Below are 17,167 nucleotides of genomic sequence, written 5' to 3' on the forward strand. Positions count from 1 at the left end.
GGCCGTGACCAGCGGCAACCATGACGACGGGCAGGCGCCGTCGCAGCCCTGGTACAACCGCACGCCCGCGGTCCTGGGCGCCAGCATGCTCGCCCTGGCCGTCATCGCCATCCTCGTCCTCGCGATCACCTTCATGTCGCGCCAGTTCGGCGAGCCGGAGCAGGCGCCGCTGAACTACGTGGAGCCGACGTACTCGGCGACCACAGCGCGGTCGGCCACCGCCACCACCACCCAGACCATCACCAGCACCAGCCCGCCGCAGACCACCGAGATCGGCGGACCACTCGATCCGCCGCCGACGACACCGCCCCCCACAACCTCGAGCAGCGAGACCACCAGCGAATCGCCGACGGTCGAAGAGGACGAAGCGGAGGAAGAGGAGGAGTCCACGACCCGCACCAGGCGCCGCGGCCCCCGCACGAATGTGACACGCACCTTCGCGCCGCTGCCCTGAGCGCCTACTATCGGCCCGTGGCGCAATACGGACCCAACGACGATCCGAACTACCCGAACAACGACCCGTCGGGCTACTCCAACGCCAACTACGGCGACGGGGGCGGCTACGACGACGGGGGCTACGGCGGTCCTCCACCCGAGGAGCCGTGGTACCGCAAGCCGGCGGCGCTGGTCGCGTTCGGCGCGCTCGGGGCGTTGCTCATCGCGTTGATCGTCTGGGGCCTGGCGAACCTGATCAGCGGTGATGACACCACCACGGAGACCACGTCCCTGACCCCGCTGACCACCACGTCGCAGGCGGCAACGGCCACCACCGCGGTGACTCCCGAGACTGTGACCGAAACCGTCACGCCGACCACCACTGCACCGCCGGCCACCACGACGGTCGAGCCGACCACCGAGACCACCACGACGGTCGAGACCACGACCAGCGTCAGCACGGAGACCAGCGTCGTGACCAGCACGGTGACGGAGACTGTCACCTCGCCTCCGCCCACGCCCTGACCACCGCCCGCGCGCAGCGACTACCGCCCGCGCGCAGCGACTACTGACCGCGCGCGGCGTACTCCGCCACCAGTGCCTCGGCGCTGCGCACCGCGGCCCGGCATGCGCGGGTGGTGAACGGGTCGTTGAGCGGGTGCTCGGCGCGCCGGCGCCAGCGCTGCGCGGCGGCGAACGCCGCCCGTGGGCCGTCATAGGGATTGTCGGGTTGCAGGCCCAGTCGGCTGGCCGCGTCCGTGCCCGCGCCACCGATGATCCGGCGCAACGAGGCCATCTCATCGGCGTTCAAAGTCGTTGACCGGGAGCGCAATTGAGTCAGCAGACGCAACTCCTCGAAGGCGTGCGTGTCGGCCAGCAACGGATCGATGTCCGCGAGGATGTACGGCGTCGCGTAGATCGGGTTGTTCTGCACGAAACGGTGCAACGACAGCAGTGCGGTGTGCGCCTTTAGCAGGTCCGACCGCTGCGCGAACTGCTGATCGATCACCTCGCGCAGCGCAACCAGCCCACTGCGTTCCAGCAGTTCGTCGGCGAGCGCTACCGAATCGCCGACACCCGCGCGCAGCACCGCGATCGATATCCGGATGCCGAACATTCCGAATCGGTCCAGCAACGCGGCCCGCGTGGCCGCGTCCACTGGCAGGGAACTGTCTTCGCGCACGAAGCGGTCCACCGACAGCATCGCCTTGGTCAACTCCGCGGCGTCGACGCCCGCGAGTTTCTCGAGCGCGACGAACTCGCTCTGCCGCAACGTGCGGGCCGTCAACGCCAGCAGTCCCGACACCGGCACCACGGCCTGGCAGGTGCCCGTGCGGTCCATCTCGCTGGTGAACCGCTTCGCCACATCCTTGGCCGACAGCATGGCGTCGATCCGGCCCGCACCGATCTCGTCGGCACGCGACGCCACGCCGATCACCCCCAGCGCCCCGGCCGAGCCACCGACCAACTCGCCGATCTGCTTGAGCAGCGCGATGTCGGCGGCGTTGAGCGTGCGCAGCAGGAACACCACCGCGTCCACCCGCGGCACCCCGTCGTCGGGCACCAGCAGGCGCAGTGTGCGCTCGGAGACGTCGCGGTTCAACGACGACGTGCCCGGGGTGTCGATGATCGTGGTGTCGATCAACTCCGCAGCAGGCCACTCGACATCGAGGTCGACGATGTCCTCCGGATCCAGGCTGGCGAAGTCGAATGTCAGCCCGCCCTCGACGGGGTCGCGGCCGATCGGCACGTTGGACCGCCTGCCGCGGCGGTGGTTGGCGGTCACCTTGGGCGTCGGACCGTGGCGGAACCACGTCACGATCCGGGTGGCCTCGGTGGCGTCGGTCGGCGCGATGTCCTCACCGACGAGCGCGTTCACCAGCGTGGACTTTCCCGCCTTCAACGTCCCGGCCAGCGCGATGCGGATGGGCTGGTTCAGTGCCCGGCCGATGCGGTCCAGTTCGTTGTGCACGTCCGGCCGGTGGCCGTAGGCGGGGTCGGCTCGATACGCCTGGATGATTCCGCCCAGGATCGCGCGCACTCGATCGCTCGTGCTCATCTCGCGCTACTCACGATGCTCCTGGCTGTACTCCCCGCCCACTGATGACCGGGAATCCAGCTTAGGCACCCGGGCTAGCCGACCGGCTCCGGGACGGCGGGCATCAGCTTGACGGCGTGGTCGGTGACCTGCCTGAGAATGTTGAGCTGACGCTCGAGCTCCCGGATCCGTTCATTGCGCTCGGACTCCTCGAGACGCGCCGCGGCGATCGTCGCCTGCAGCGACTCGTTGAGCGATCGGGTGGTCTGGTTGGCGATCCCCCGATAGTGATCACGCAACTGCCGCTGGATGGCCTTGAGCCGGTCACGCGACTCCTTGGCGACGAGGAACTGGGTGTCATCGACGAACCGGCGGGTGTTGGTCTTGGCCTCGTTGCGCACCCGCAGCATGCGGTTCTCCATGTTCTCCTTGTAGGCGGTGCGCCCCATCAGCAGGCCGGCACCGATGGACAGCGGGTTGAACATGCCCAGGCCCGCGAAGGACGTCATCATCCCGAACATCAGCACCCCGCCGTAGGAGCCCTGCATGCCCATCGTGAGCTTGCGGCCCGCCTTGACCGGCTTGGCCTCCAGTCGCGCCAGCGACTTGAGCTCACCGAGGCTCGCTCCCATCCGGTTCGGGTCGATCTGCGGCATTTGGACCGCTTCCAGGCCTGCCTCGACGAAGGTGCGGGCGACCTCGGCGGCCAGCACCTCCGCACGCTGGTAGGCCCAGACGAAGTTGTCGCCCACCGCGGTGGCGACCGCGTTCTCGAGCTCCGCGCCGATCTCGGCCCAGTGTTGGGTCGGGTCGCACGTGTCGATGACCTTCTCGATGTGCTGGGTGATCACCCGGAAGCGGCCGCGAAGGTCGTGGTCGACGTCGGCGGTCAGGTCGGAGATGCCGTCGTTGAGCACCTGTTGCCACAGTGCCGTCTGCTGCAGCGCGTTCTCGGCCTCCTGCTTGCGCCGCTCGAGGTCCTCCGTGAGCCGGTCGCGCGTGTCGGGATCGTTGATCGCCGACAGCTCCGCACTCACTTTGAGCGTCAGATGCTCTGCTGCGGAGTGGATTTCGTTGACGACGTGATCGCGGATTCGGTCGTTCTGCCGCAGCAGCACCTCTTCGCTGAGGAACTTCACGAGTGCGGGAAAGTTCGACTCCTCGTTGAGTTCCTTGTCGTTGAGCGCGATGGCGTGGCTGCGCAACAGCGACGACGACGGAATCATCGGAACGGACAGGCCCGCGCGAGCCAGGTGCTCCTTGTTGGCCTCGACGATCTGACGCCAGTGCGGATAGAGGTCGATCTTGGTCGCGACGATCGTTGCCAGCGGGCAGATTTCGAAGGCCTGCCGCATGAACGTCATCTCTGGTTCGGTGAACTCCTGGCTGGTGTCGCTGCACATCAGTATCGCGTCCGCGTCGGGCAACAGGCCCAAGGTGGCCGACAGGTGGGGCTGGCCGTGGCCGCCGACGCCCGGGGTGTCGACGAACGCCAAGCCGTTCTTCAGCAGCGGGCTGGCGGCGGTCACCTCGACGCGGATCACCTCGCGTCCGCCGGCCTGCGGCGCCCGTCGCAGGTCGTTCTTGATGTCGTCCATCGGGATCTCGACGACCTCGGGCTCCTCACCCTCGCCACGCGACACGATCAGCTTCGCCGCCGCGGTCTCGCCGTAGGACACCACGGTCGCCAGCACGGTGCTCTCGTCGTCGCCGACCCGCGCCACCGGAACGTTGAGCAGCGCGTTGAGCAGCTGACTCTTGCCCTGCTTGAGCTGCCCGGCGACCACCACCCGGATCTGCGGGTCGGTGATGCGGACCTTGGCGCGGGCCAGCCGCTCGACCAGGTCGCCGCGGTCGTTGGCGCCGGCGATCCTGCTGGTGTGGTCGATCAGCTCGACGACGACCTTGGTTTGGCGTGGGTCCTTGGATTGCGTCATGAAGTCCTCGTGGTGAAAGCGCCGTGGCTTCTAACGGTAGATGCGCGAACTGGCGGGGATCGCGTTTCGATCCCCGCCAGCTGCGTTACTGCGGTGTGGGTCAGAAGATGCCGACGTCGTTGCTGACGTTGACGTCCGTGTCGACCGTCTGCGAGTTGTCCACCGAGTTGTCCTGCCCGGAGTTGTCGACCGAGTTGTCGACGCTGTTGTCGTCGTGGCTGGCGTCGACGCTTCCGGAGAGGTCACCGCCACCGGTGTCGACAGTGGTGATGTCACCGCCACCGGTGCTGGTGCTCTGGCTGTCGTTGTCGTTGATGACGATCCCGCCACCGGAGCCACCTGCGCCACCGGCGGCGCTGCCACCGTCGTTGCCGACACCGATCAGGCCGCCTCCACCGGAACCGCCTGCCGCGCCGCCACCGTTGCCGCCGCTCATGTCGACGTCGTTGATGACCGGCCCGTCATTGTCGGAGATGATGTCGCCGCCCGCGGTCTGGTCGCCGCTGTCGTCGATCTCGTTGTCCTCGCCGATGTTGACGTTCGAGTCCCTGATGTCACCGGTGTTGACGTTCTCGTTGTCGTCGCCGACCACGTTGCCGTCACCCTCGACGTTCGTCGCGTCGATGTTGCCCGCGGTGCCAGTGTTGACCACGCCGCCGTCGGTGGCGGTGTTCGTGGTCTTGTCGCCGAGGGTGATGTCGCCGAACTCCAGGTCGAAGTTGCCGACACCCTGCTGGCCGTCGTGGCCGACGACGTTGTTGGTCTCCGGGCTGAGCAGCCGGGTGTCGTTGTGACTCAGCGTCTCGTTGCCCGACAGCAGATCGGTCTGGCGCTGCGGCACGAAGGCGATGCCGTGGGTGTTGGCGACCGCCTGCTGCAAGCCGACGACCGGGTTGCCCCCGCCGTGCAGGACTGCAGCGGGTGCCACGGTGGCTGCGACGGCTTGCACCTGAGCGGCCGACAGGTTGCCGAAGCCGGCCTGCACCAGCTCGCGGTCGGGGTCGGCCACGAAAGCAGCGGCGGAGACGGGGTCGCGGAACAGGTTCAAGAACCAGTCGATGAGGTTCATTGCGGGGTCCTTTCGAGTGTGCTTTTCGAGGTCTTGCCGCCGGGTCGGTCCGGCGAACTGATGACCACGTTATGGGCCTGAGGACGCCCCAGAAACGGGGTAGCAACCCCTCACTTCAAGATCCTCCCCCGGGATCGCGGTGGGGGCTTCGTTAGGGGATTAGGGACTGCCCCTGGGGGATGGCGCTCAGAGGTGCTTCGATGCAGCTCACAACGCAGAAGTGCGCGGTCCCCCGGGGAACCGCGCACTTCTGCTGCAGGTGTGGACTAGTCGAAGATGTCGAAGCCGCCCGCGTCGGTGTCGAGCTGCTGGATGTCGACCAGCGAATCACTCCAGTCCTCGACGGGGCCGGGCTCGTCAGCCGACGCATCATCGATGACCGGCTGGTCGAGATGCAGCGAGGCGTCGTCGACGGTCGCGACATCCGGAACGCCCGGATCGGCCAACGCATCGAGACCGGCACCCGGATCGTTGATGACCTCCGTGGCGGCGCCGTGGATGTCGTCGAGCGCCTCGGCAGGCACCTGGTCGCCGAACGCGTCGAACGCCGCGGTCGCCGCTCCGCTCGTCCAGACGTTGCCTGCCGTCTCCGCGACGCCGCCGTCGAGCCCGGCGACAGGCAACCCGTCGAGCGAGGTCATCGACTCCGACACGACCGGGATCAGCGCGTTGACGTCAGCGCTGGTCACGTCGGTCAGGTTGGCGTCGAGGATGGCCTGGTCGGGATCTGCGGCGAAGCGTGCGGCGGCGTCGGGATCACGCACCACAGACATCACGAAGTCCAATAGCGAGTTCGCCATGCACACCCTCCTTCCCTGATGATCGATATGGTTCGGTGGCCCGAAGGCTTGTCACGATGCTATCGACGGTCGCCGCCGCGCAGATCGGTGCCGAACCCACCATCGCAGGCCGGGCATTAGGGGACTCGCCATTAGGGGTTCGCGCATCACTAGGGGCACCTCCCGTGTCGAGGCACTGTCAGCCGCTATCGTGTTGTTCGGCCGAATGCAGAGGTGGAGATGAGCGACTCACTCGGACTGTCGATCGGGTCGACCAATCTGGTGGCGGCCCGGGTGGGCAGACCTCCCGTCATGCGACGGTCGATTCTGACGGTCTTCGACGACCGCGCGCCCGAGGTCGGGGTGCCGTCCGAGTTCGCGGGACCGTCGGGCCCGGACCCGAACCATCCCGGCATGGTGCTCAGCGGATTCGTCGAGCGGGTCGGTGACCCCGTACCGCTGGTGGCCGCGGACGGGTCACCGCACCGGGGCGAGCGCGTGCTGGTCGAGGCTCTCGACGCCATGGCGCGCACTGTAGGCGGCGGCGCCCCCATCGCGATCGCGGTGCCCGCGCACTGGGGTACCGCCACGGTCGGCGCGCTGCGGGGAGCGCTGCGCGCCGCGCCGGGCCTGGCGCCCAATGGCACGCCACCGGCGCTGGTGCCCGATTCGGCCGCAGCGCTCGCCGCGTTGCAGGCCGCCCCGGGACTGCCGCGCAACGGGGTCGTGGTGCTGTGCGACTTCGGCGGCAGCGGGACCAACATCACGCTGGCCGACGCCGGATCCAATCTCGATTCCATCGGTGAGACGGTCCGCTACGCGGACTTCTCCGGAGACCAGATCGACCAGGCGCTGCTGAACCACGTCCTCGCCGGAGTCGCTGCGGCCAACGACGCCGACCCCGCGGGCACCGCGGCGGTCAGCTCGCTGGCCCGACTGCGCAACGAGGCCAGGATGGCCAAGGAACGCCTGTCGGGCGAGACCGCGACCGTGGTGCACGCCGACCTGCCCGGCTTCAACTCCGATGTGCGAGTGACGCGCACGGAGTTGGAACAGCTGATCGGCGAGCCACTCACCGGTGTGCTCGACACCGTAGAAGAAACATTGCAGCGCAACAGCATTCCGCTTTCCAGAGTTTCCGCCGTCGCGACCGTGGGCGGCGGGGCGAACATACCGCTGGTCACCCAGCAGCTCTCGACACGGTTGCGCGCACCGGTGATCACCACGCCGCAGTCACAGCTCAACGTCGCCGCAGGCGCCGCGCTGATCGCCGACAGCGGTCTGGCCGGGGACGCCCCCACCGGGATGGCGCCCACCGGGTTGGCGGCCGCCGCCGACGCACCGACGGGGATGGCCGCCGCGGCCTGGGCGGCCGGGGCAGCGGGGGTTGCGGCCGCCGAGTCGGCATCCGACGGCGCAGCATCAGCGACGTTCCGCGCGCTGGCATGGTCGCAGGACGACGCGCCCGCTGCCGACCCGGTGCCCTACGCCGGCGAGGACTACACGTTCGACGGCGGCGCCACCGGCGCCCGCCCCGGCATGGAGTTCGCCCACGAGGAGGAGGGCTACGAACCCGAACCTGCGCCGCTGCCGTGGTATCGGCGTCCGGTCGTGCTGTTCGGCGCCGCAGCGGCAGCCGCGCTGCTGGCCGTCGGCGGCCTGGCGGTCACCTTGACCAGCACCAGCGGAGACTCCGGCCCTGTCACGGAGACCGCTACCACGGTCGAGACCGGGCCTTCGCCGGGCGAGCCGGTCACCGAGCCGCAGACCGTCACGATCACAGGTCCGGACGGCAGCACGAGCACCAGCGTGGTGCCGCCGCCTCCCCCTTCTTCGACGACGACCACTACCACCACCGCGGCCACCACCACGACCACCACGACGGCCGCCACCACGACCACCACGACGGCGCCGACCACGACGACGACGCGGCCCACCACGACAACGCCGCCGCCGACCACCACCACCCAGCCGCCGCCGACCACCACGGCGCCGCCCACGATCAGCACCACGCCCGAGGTGCTGATCCCCGACGCGCCGGCCTGAGCAGTGCCCACGCCGGCGCCGGACTCGCTGACCGGCATTCCGCCGCTCGCTCGCGACGCCGTCGCGAAGCTGACCGCCGCTCCCACCGAACCGGTCAAGCTCCTGGTGTCCGGCGGCATCGGCACCGGCAAGAGCGCGGTGTTGACCACCGTGCGGAGCCTGCTGCGCGACGCGGCCAGATCGGTGCTCACCAGACCTCCCCGTGCGGGCGACGACCCCCATAGCGCCGTGGTCGTCGACGATGCACATCTGCTGACCGACGACGAACTGGGCCAGTTGACGGACCGAGTCGCCGACCCGGCGACGACGGTGGTGATCGGTGCCCTGCCGCTGGCCCAGCGCGAGGCGCTGCGCACCCTGTTCACGGTGCTGGAGCGGGAGAACCCCGTACTGACGCTGGGCCCCTGGCCGGGTGCCGACGTGGCCCGCATGGCGGCCGAAACCCTCGGGGCCGCACCGCCGCCCGAGATCGTCCGGTCGCTGATGGCCGCGACGGCCGGTTTGCCGTTCCTGCTGCGGCCCGCGGTGGCCGCCGCCGCGTCACCCGGCGGCGAGGCGCCCGCGACAGCCGTCCTGCGCGCGGCAGGAGGCGCGCTGACCGAGCGGCTGCGTCGCCTCGACGAGGCGACGCTCGACACCCTGCTGATCTCGTCGCTGAGCCACGACCTTGGGCCCGACGACGTGGCGGCTGCACTGCGGCTGAGTCCCGGGCAAGCGCACGCGGCGGTGGACCACGCCCGGGCCACCGGCTTGCTCGAGCCGTCACTGCGCCGCCCGTTCCCGCGCACGGTGCACCGCTGCGTCGCACAGATCCTCGGCACCGCCCGCCACCACGACGTCGAGGTCTCCCTTCTTGTCACCCAGCTCGAATCATCGACTCTGACAACTGATCTCGCGCTTCAACTGGCCGAGCACGGGTTGCGTGACGATCGGCTGGCCAGCGCGCTGGCCGAGCTGGCGTCGCGCGGTCATCATCGACCGGCAAGCGCGGCAAGGCTTTATCGCGCCGCGGCCGAAGCAGGCGCCACCGCGGCGAGCGTCCGGCTAGCCGATGCGCTGGCTCAGACCGGCGACTGCGCCACCGCGGGCCGTATCGCCGACGACCTCCTCAGCTCCGACGACGCCGCCGAGCGGGCCGCCGCGGTGCGCATCGCCGCCAGCATCGCGATGCACGACGGCCGCGCCGCGCAGGCCGCCGATCTGTTCCGCTGGCTCGGCGCCCACCCGGACCCCTTCGTCAGTGCGGCAGGCGCGGTGGTGTCGCTCGCCGTCGGCGACGCGCCGGGCGCACGCGCGGCTCTGAGCGCCGAGAGCAGCGGGCCACCCACCTCGACCGCCCGCGCCGCGCGCAGCCTCGCCGAGGGTCTGCTGCTGTCGCTGGAGGGTCCCTACGCGGCCGCGATGGCCCGGCTCGGTCAGTCCATCGCCTCCGCGCAGCCGGCGCCCGGCGCCGAACCCGACTCCCCGGCCGCGCTCGTGACGCTCGCCGCCCTGCACGGCGGCGATCCGGTGCGGGCGCGCAGCGTCATCGGCCGCGCCGTACGGGCCGGACTCCCGGAGGGTGCCGAGCACGCCGGCTCGGTCGCCCGCAGGCACCGGCTGCTGCTCGGCTGGGTGCGGATGCAGGACGGACAGTTGCCCGCGGCCAGTGCCGACGTCGCTCTCGCCACGGCCGACGCCGACTCCGAGGCCCTGCACCGCCGCGACGCGCTGTGGGCGGCGGCGCTGCAGACGGCGATCGCCCGGCGCGGCGGCGACGCCGGCGCGCTGCAGAAGCATTGGTATGCGGCGATGGAGGTGCTCGCCGAGTACTCCCTCGACGTGTTCTCGTTGCTGCCGCTGGGTGAACTGTGGGTAGCCGCCGCCCGCCTGCGCCAGGTCGACCGATTGCAGCACACCATCGACGAGGCGTTCGCGCTGCTGGCCGGCCTTGGCGACCCGGTGTTGTGGTCGGTGCCGCTGCACTGGGCGGGGGTGCACGCCGGGATCCTGGCCAATGCGCCCGACGCCGTCGCCCCGCACGGTCAGGCGCTGACCGCCGCGGCGGCTCACAGCGCCTTCGCCAAGGCGCTGGCCACCGGGGGCCGGGCGTGGCTGCGGGTACTGGCCAACCAGGTCGACACCGATGAGGTCACCTCGGCGGCGCGACTGCTCGCGCAGTTCGGCCACACGTGGGACGCCACCCGCCTTGCCGGCCAGGCCGCGCTGCAGACCCCCGACAGCCGGGTGTCGCAGGCGATGCTGCAGCTGGCCCGCGACCTCAAACAGGCGGTCGCGCTCGACGACGCCCCCGGCGCCGAGCTGCCGGCCGCCCCGGCCGACATCGATCCGAGCACACCCAGTTACATGCGCCTGTCCAAGAAAGAGCGTGAAGTCGCCGAACTGCTGATCCGGGGAATGCCCTACAAGCTGATCGGTGAACAACTGGCCATCTCGCCCAAGACCGTCGAGCACCATGTCGCCCGGATCCGCCGGCGCCTCGGCGCCGAGTCCCGGTCGGAGATGTTGTCGATGCTGCGGGCCATGCTCACACCGCGGTCCTGAAATCCCCGCCGATCCCCCAACGAACCCCTGTCCCCTAACACCGAATCCCCGAAGGGGCGCCGCCGACAAGGGGAACCGCACCGGATCCGTGGCGCGTCACCGCGCCCTAGCGTCGTGCCATGGTCATCCACCAGGCGACCCCGCAGCCGCTCGGACTATCGGTAGGTGCGACCAACCTCGTCGGGGTGATGGACGAGCACCGGACCGTCGTGCGCCCCTCCGAGGTGACGCTGCACGGCAGGCGACTGACCGGCTTCGTCGACCGCATCGGTGACCCGGTGCCGCTCATCGCGCCAGACGGTTCCGCCCACCGCCCCGAGACACTGCTGGCCGACGCGCTGCACGCGGTCGCGCAGGCGGCGACTCAGGGACTGGACGCCACGGAGTTGACCGTCGCCGTCCCCGCCCACTGGCAGCCCGCGGTGGTGGCCGGCTTGCGCCGCACACTGCAGCACCAAGTCGTCTCCGACGCGACCGCGGCGCTGACCGCCTTGGACGCCGATCCCGGGCTGCCCCGCGACGGCGTGCTCGTCTTGTGCGATTTCGGCGGCAGCGGCACCACCATCACGCTCGCCGACGCCGCAGACCATGCGGTCATCGAGGCCGTCCGGTTCCCCGACTTCTCCGGTGACCTCATCGACCAGGCGCTGCTGCGGCATGTCGCGGCGGCGCTCACCGACGCCGATCCGTCCGGCACCGCGATGGTGGAATCGCTGCTCCGGCTGCGGTCGGACTGCCGCGGCGCCAAGGAGCGGCTCTCCGCCCACACCGCGACGACGATCGCGGTGGAGGTCCCCGGGCACCGCGGCGACATCCGCATCACGCGCGCCGAACTCGAGGGGCTCATCCGCGGCCCGCTCGCGCAACTGCTTGTCGCACTTGACGACACGATGCAGCGCCGACGGGTGGCGCAGGCCGCCCTGTCCGCCGTGGCGACCTTCGGCGGCGGAGCGCGCATCCCGCTCGTCACCCAGCTGCTGTCCGAGCATCTGCGGGTGCCGGTGGTCACCACACCCCAGCCTGCGCTGACCGCCGCGCACGGAGCGGCGCTGATTGCGCGCCGCAGCGGCGTAGCCGACAACGAGACAGTGCTCGCATCCGCCGCCGGCACCGGCGTCGTCACCACCGCCATCGACACGGGCGCACCGTCGTCCTCGTTCGGCGCGCTGGCCTGGTCGCTGGACGACGGCTCCGATGCCGGCGTGCTCTTCGCCCCGGCGGCCGACACGGAATACCACCGCTCGGGCTCGCGGCCGGACCTGCACTTCCAGCAGGACGCGTGGCAGCCACCCGAGCCGCCGAGGCGTGCCCCGCTGGCGCTGTTCGGACTGGCCGCCGCGGCCGCAGTGATCAGCACCGCCGTGTTCGGCGTCATGCAGCTCAGCGACGACACGGCGGCCCCCGTCGAGGCGGCGACCACGGTCGCGCCTCCCTCAGCGCCTGCGGCGCCGGTCGACACTCCTGCACCGCCGGCGCCGCAGGCCCCCGTCCTGACGACCGTTGTGGTGCAGCCCGCCCAGCGTGCAAGTCCGGCTCCCCGGCCACCGGTGCCCGCACCGCGCCCCGCCCCGCTCGCCACCCCTTCGGCGGCGCCGCACGCCGCGGCGACGACGACCGCCCCGCCGACAACCCCGACCACACCTCCGCCGACGCCGCCCAGCACACCGCCGACCATACCCCCGTCGACGCCGCCCAGCACGCCGCCGTCGTCGCCCCGAGCCCACCGCCGACCACACCCCCGTCGATGCCGCCCAGCACACCCCCGAGCACGCCGCCGTCGTCGCCTGAGCCGCCGTCGGACGCCCCTGCGGACCCGCCCACCGCGGCACCGGAAACCGCCGGGGGAACGAGTTAGGACAGCCTTCGTAGCGGCGTTTCCCCGCGAGGTGCAACTATGAGCCCGGGCTGAGCAGGCCCTGAGCTTAAGTTACTGGTTGGTAACATGCGCTAAGTTACTCTCGGGTAACTAGGAAACGGAGGCGTGCGGTGGATACCCAGATGCTGATCAGGCTCGTCGTCGGACTGGGACTGACGGCGCTCGTGCTGGTGTTCGCCGCCAAGCGGGTGCTCTGGCTGACCAAGCTGATCCGCTCGGGCGCCCCGACCAGCCCGGCGAACAACCGCAAGGACCATCTCGGCAAGCGGATCACCACGCAGATCGAGGAGGTGTTCGGGCAGACCCGTCTGCTGCGCTGGTCCGTTCCCGGCATCGCCCACTTCTTCACGATGTGGGGATTCTTCATCCTCGCCACGGTCTACCTCGAGGCCTACGGCCTGCTCTTCGTCCACGACTTTCACATCCCGCTCATCGGCACCTGGGATGTGCTCGGCTTCCTGCAGGACTTCTTTGCCGTAGCCGTGCTGCTCGGCATCATCACCTTCGCGATCATCCGCCTGAGGCAGGAGCCCAAGCAGCACGGCCGGGACTCGCGGTTCTACGGATCGCACACCGGCGGCGCGTGGCTGATCCTGTTCATGATCTTCAACGTCATCTGGACCTACGCGCTGGTCCGCGGCGCCGCGGTCAACACCGACACGCTGCCGTACGGCAACGGGGCGTTCTTCTCGCAGCTGATGGGTTGGGTGATGTCGCCGCTGGGCGAGACCGCCAACTCCTGGATCGAGACCATCGCGCTGCTGCTGCACATCGCCGTGATGCTGGTGTTCCTGCTCATCGTGCTGCACTCCAAGCACCTGCACATCGGTTTGGCGCCCATCAACGTGACGTTCAAGCGCATGCCCGACGGACTGGGGCCGCTGCTGCCGGTCGAGTACAACGGCAAGCCGATCGACTTCGAGGATCCGTCCGAAGACGACGTGCTCGGGCGCGGCAAGATCGAGGACTTCACCTGGAAGGGCTATCTCGACTTCACGACGTGCACCGAGTGCGGCCGTTGCCAGTCGCAGTGCCCGGCGTGGAACACCGGCAAGCCGCTCTCGCCCAAGCTCGTGATCATGGACCTGCGCGACCACCTGTTCGCCAAGGCTCCCTACGTCCTCGGCGACAAGGAGTCGCCGCTGGAGAACACCCCCGAGGGCGGCGTCGGCGAGGAGATCCGCGGCGAGAAGCACGCCGAAGAACATCACGTGCCCGAGTCCGGCTTCGGCCGCATCACCGGTTCGGGCCCCGACCAGGCCACCCGCCCCCTGGTCGGTACCGCCGAGCAGGGCGGCGTGATCGACCCCGACGTGCTGTGGTCCTGCACCACCTGCGGCGCGTGCGTCGAACAGTGCCCGGTCGACATCGAACACATCGACCACATCGTCGATATGCGCCGCTACCAGGTGATGATGGAGTCGGAGTTCCCGGCCGAGCTCGGCGTGCTGTTCAAGAACCTGGAGACCAAGGGCAATCCGTGGGGCCAGAACGCCAAGGACCGCACCAACTGGATCGACGAGGTCGACTTCGACGTGCCGGTCTACGGCAAGGACGTCGAGTCCTTCGAGGGTTACGAGTACCTGTTCTGGGTCGGCTGCGCGGGCGCCTACGAGGATCGCGCCAAGAAGACCACCAAAGCCGTCGCCGAACTGCTGGCCGCGGCGGGGGTGAAGTATCTGGTGCTCGGCGAGGGCGAGACCTGCAACGGCGACTCGGCCCGCCGCTCCGGCAACGAGTTCCTGTTCCAGCAGCTGGCCGCGCAGAACGTGGAGACCCTCAACGAGCTCTTCGAGGGTGTCGAGCGCGTCGACCGCAAGGTGGTCGTCACCTGCCCGCACTGCTTCAACACGCTGGGCCGCGAATACCCGCAGCTGGGCGGCAACTACACCGTGCTGCACCACACGCAGCTGCTCAACCGGCTGATCCGCGACAAGAAGCTGGTGCCGGTCACGCCCGTCGACGGCGGCTCGAACGGGCAGGGCGACATCACCTACCACGACCCCTGCTACCTGGGCAGGCACAACAAGGTCTACGAGGCGCCGCGCGAGCTCATCGGCGCGTCCGGTGCCAAGCTGACCGAGATGCCTCGCCACGCCGACCGCGGCCTGTGCTGCGGCGCGGGCGGTGCGCGGATGTGGATGGAAGAGCACATCGGCAAGCGCGTCAACCAGGAACGCGTCGAGGAAGCGCTCGACACCGGAGCGTCGAAGATCGCCACCGGTTGCCCGTTCTGCCGCGTGATGATCACCGACGGTGTTGACGACGTCGCCGCCGCGCGCGACGTGGAGAAGGCCGAGGTCCTCGACGTCGCGCAGTTGTTGCTGGCGTCGCTGGACACCAGCACCATCACGCTGCCCGAGAAGGGCACGGCCGCCAAGGAGGCCGAGGAGCGGGCCGCAAGGATCTCCGCGTCCGCACCCGCGGTCGAAAAGGCACCGGCCCCGGCCGAGGAGTCCGCACCCGTCGAGCCCGAGCCGGCTCAGCCGACGAGTGCCAAGCCGGCTGCCGCTCCCGCAGCGGGCGGGCTGGGCATCGCCGCGGGAGCCAAGCGCCCCGGTGCCAAGAAGGCCGCCGCGAAGGCTCCCGAAGCGGCGGCGACCGAGACTCCGGCCAAACCGGAACCCGAGGTCAAGGGCCTCGGCATCGCCGCGGGAGCCAAGCGCCCCGGCGCCAAGAAGGCCGCCAAGCCCGCCCCCAATGAGGGCGAGGCGACGGTCACTCAGCCGCCGAACGTCGACCCCGACAAGGCGGAGCCCGGTGCCAAGACCGACACGGCCGACTCCGATCTGGGCGTGGAGAGCAAGCCGGAGCCCGAGGTGAAAGGTCTGGGTATCGCCCCCGGCGCCCGGCGCCCGGGAGCGAAGAAGTCGGCCGCTGCCCCTGCACAGCCGAAACCGGCTGCGGCACAACAGCAGTCGGAGCCGGAGTCCGACGGCGAGGCGGCCGCACCGGCCGACGCCGCCGCCCACGGCAACGGCGCCAAGGCCGAACCGCCGGTGAAGGGCCTCGGTATCGCCAAGGGTGCGCGCCCGCCCGGCAAGCGCTGATCCTGCGGGTTATTGGCTGGACAGCAGTGAGACCATGAAGGACGTGACCACCCACCACGTGCCGTTTCATGCCGCCGGGCAGCACCCGCGGCCGCGCACGTTCACGCAGTCGTCCAAACTGCAGGACGTCCTCTACGAGATCCGTGGCCCGGTACACGATCACGCCGCACGGCTGGAGGCCGAGGGTCATCGCATCCTCAAGCTGAACATCGGTAACCCCGCCCCGTTCGGCTTCGAGGCGCCCGACGTGATCATGCGCGACATCATCGCCGCGCTGCCGTATGCGCAGGGCTACTCGGACTCCAAAGGCATCGTCAGCGCCCGACGGGCGGTCTTCACCCGGTACGAACTCGTGGACGGCTTCCCCCGCTTCGACATCGACGACGTGTATCTCGGCAACGGGGTGTCGGAGTTGATCACGATGACGCTTCAGGCGCTGCTGGACAACGGGGACCAGGTGCTGATCCCCGCTCCGGACTATCCGCTGTGGACGGCGTCGACGTCGCTGGCCGGCGGCACACCGGTGCACTACCTGTGCGACGAGACGCAGGGCTGGCAGCCCGACATCGCCGACCTCGAGTCGAAGATCACCGACCGGACCAAGGCGCTGGTGGTGATCAACCCGAACAACCCGACCGGCGCGGTGTACGGTCGCGAAATCCTCGAGCAGATGGCGGAATTGGCGCGCAAGCACCAGCTGCTGCTGCTGGCCGACGAGATCTACGACAAGATCCTCTACGACGACGCCGAGCACATCGCGATGGCCTCGGTCGCGCCCGACGTGCTGACCCTCACGTTCAACGGACTGTCGAAGGCCTACCGGGTCGCCGGTTACCGGTCGGGATGGCTGGTGATCACCGGCCCCAAGGAACACGCGGCCAGCTTCCTCGAGGGCATCAGCCTGCTGGCCAACATGCGGTTGTGCCCCAATGTCCCTGCGCAGCATGCCATTCAGGTGGCGTTGGGCGGCCATCAAAGCATCGAGGACCTGGTGCTGCCCGGCGGTCGACTGCTCGAACAACGCGACGTCGCCTGGTCCAAGCTCAACGAGATTCCCGGGGTGTCCTGCGTCAAGCCGCAGGGCGCGCTCTATACCTTCCCTCGGCTGGACCCCGAGGTCTACGACATCGTCGACGACGAGCAACTCGTGCTGGATCTGCTTCTGCAGGAGAAGATCCTGGTCACCCAGGGCACCGGGTTCAACTGGCCGACACCGGATCACCTGCGCATCGTGACGCTGCCGTGGACGCGAGATCTGGCCAACGCCATCGAACGCCTCGGCAACTTCCTGGCCGGCTACCGCCAGTAGGCCCGCCGGCCCGCGACTGTAACGCCGTGGCGGGCAGTCGCCGGCATCCGCGCCACCACGTTACATTCGCCGCTTGCGCGGTGG

11 protein-coding genes are annotated in these 17,167 nt (G+C 69.7%); 7 read left to right on the forward strand and 4 right to left on the reverse strand.

Annotated features, from left to right (window positions below; genetic code table 11):
• Nucleotides 1–4: 4 nt before the first annotated feature.
• Together K3G64_RS06870 and K3G64_RS06875 are read left to right on the forward strand one after the other, a co-directional pair.
• Nucleotides 5–454: a hypothetical protein gene (locus K3G64_RS06870; protein WP_238889914.1), complete on the forward strand. Its 450-nt coding sequence runs from the start codon at nt 5–7 to the stop codon at nt 452–454.
• Nucleotides 455–471: 17 nt separating this feature from the next.
• Nucleotides 472–960, forward strand: a complete 489-nt coding sequence (locus K3G64_RS06875) for a hypothetical protein (RefSeq protein WP_238889916.1) — start codon at nt 472–474, stop codon at nt 958–960.
• Nucleotides 961–1,000: 40 nt separating this feature from the next.
• Here K3G64_RS06875 and K3G64_RS06880 read toward each other — a convergent pair whose 3' ends face one another.
• From K3G64_RS06880 to K3G64_RS06895, 4 genes are all read right to left on the reverse strand, one after another.
• Nucleotides 1,001–2,494, reverse strand: coding sequence for a dynamin-like GTPase family protein (locus K3G64_RS06880; protein ID WP_238889918.1), 1,494 nt, complete (start codon nt 2,492–2,494; stop codon nt 1,001–1,003).
• A gap of 74 nt (nt 2,495–2,568) precedes the next feature.
• A complete protein-coding gene (locus K3G64_RS06885; protein ID WP_238889920.1) occupies nt 2,569–4,410 on the reverse strand; it encodes a dynamin-like GTPase family protein in 1,842 nt (613 codons plus the stop codon).
• A 100-nt stretch (nt 4,411–4,510) separates the two neighbouring features.
• Nucleotides 4,511–5,479: an IniB N-terminal domain-containing protein gene (locus K3G64_RS06890; RefSeq protein WP_238889922.1), complete on the reverse strand. Its 969-nt coding sequence runs from the start codon at nt 5,477–5,479 to the stop codon at nt 4,511–4,513.
• A gap of 266 nt (nt 5,480–5,745) precedes the next feature.
• A complete protein-coding gene (locus K3G64_RS06895; RefSeq protein WP_238889923.1) occupies nt 5,746–6,279 on the reverse strand; it encodes an Rv0340 family IniB-related protein in 534 nt (177 codons plus the stop codon).
• 219 nt (nt 6,280–6,498) lie between these two features.
• Between K3G64_RS06895 and K3G64_RS06900 the strand changes: the two genes are divergently transcribed.
• The 5 genes from K3G64_RS06900 to K3G64_RS06920 all read left to right on the forward strand — a co-directional run bounded on the left by K3G64_RS06900 (nt 6,499) and on the right by K3G64_RS06920 (nt 17,083).
• Nucleotides 6,499–8,304 carry an Hsp70 family protein gene (locus K3G64_RS06900; protein WP_238889924.1) on the forward strand — a complete coding sequence of 602 codons (1,806 nt, stop codon included), beginning with the start codon at nt 6,499–6,501 and terminating at the stop codon, nt 8,302–8,304.
• A gap of 3 nt (nt 8,305–8,307) precedes the next feature.
• Entirely contained in the window at nt 8,308–10,848 is a 2,541-nt protein-coding gene (gene iniR, locus K3G64_RS06905) for an isoniazid response ATPase/transcriptional regulator IniR (protein WP_238889925.1), read from the forward strand.
• 119 nt (nt 10,849–10,967) lie between these two features.
• Nucleotides 10,968–12,746: an Hsp70 family protein gene (locus K3G64_RS06910; RefSeq protein ID WP_238889926.1), complete on the forward strand. Its 1,779-nt coding sequence runs from the start codon at nt 10,968–10,970 to the stop codon at nt 12,744–12,746.
• Between the two features lie 88 nt (nt 12,747–12,834).
• Complete coding sequence (locus tag K3G64_RS06915) at nt 12,835–15,774, forward strand: 4Fe-4S dicluster domain-containing protein (protein ID WP_238889927.1); 2,940 nt, start codon at nt 12,835–12,837, stop codon at nt 15,772–15,774.
• 34 nt (nt 15,775–15,808) lie between these two features.
• On the forward strand, nt 15,809–17,083 hold the full coding sequence (locus K3G64_RS06920) for a pyridoxal phosphate-dependent aminotransferase (protein WP_370647117.1): 1,275 nt from the start codon (nt 15,809–15,811) through the stop codon (nt 17,081–17,083).
• Nucleotides 17,084–17,167 lie beyond the last annotated feature (84 nt).

Origin of the sequence: Mycobacterium sp. IDR2000157661 (assembly GCF_022317005.1) — a bacterium.
GTDB lineage: Bacteria > Actinomycetota > Actinomycetes > Mycobacteriales > Mycobacteriaceae > Mycobacterium.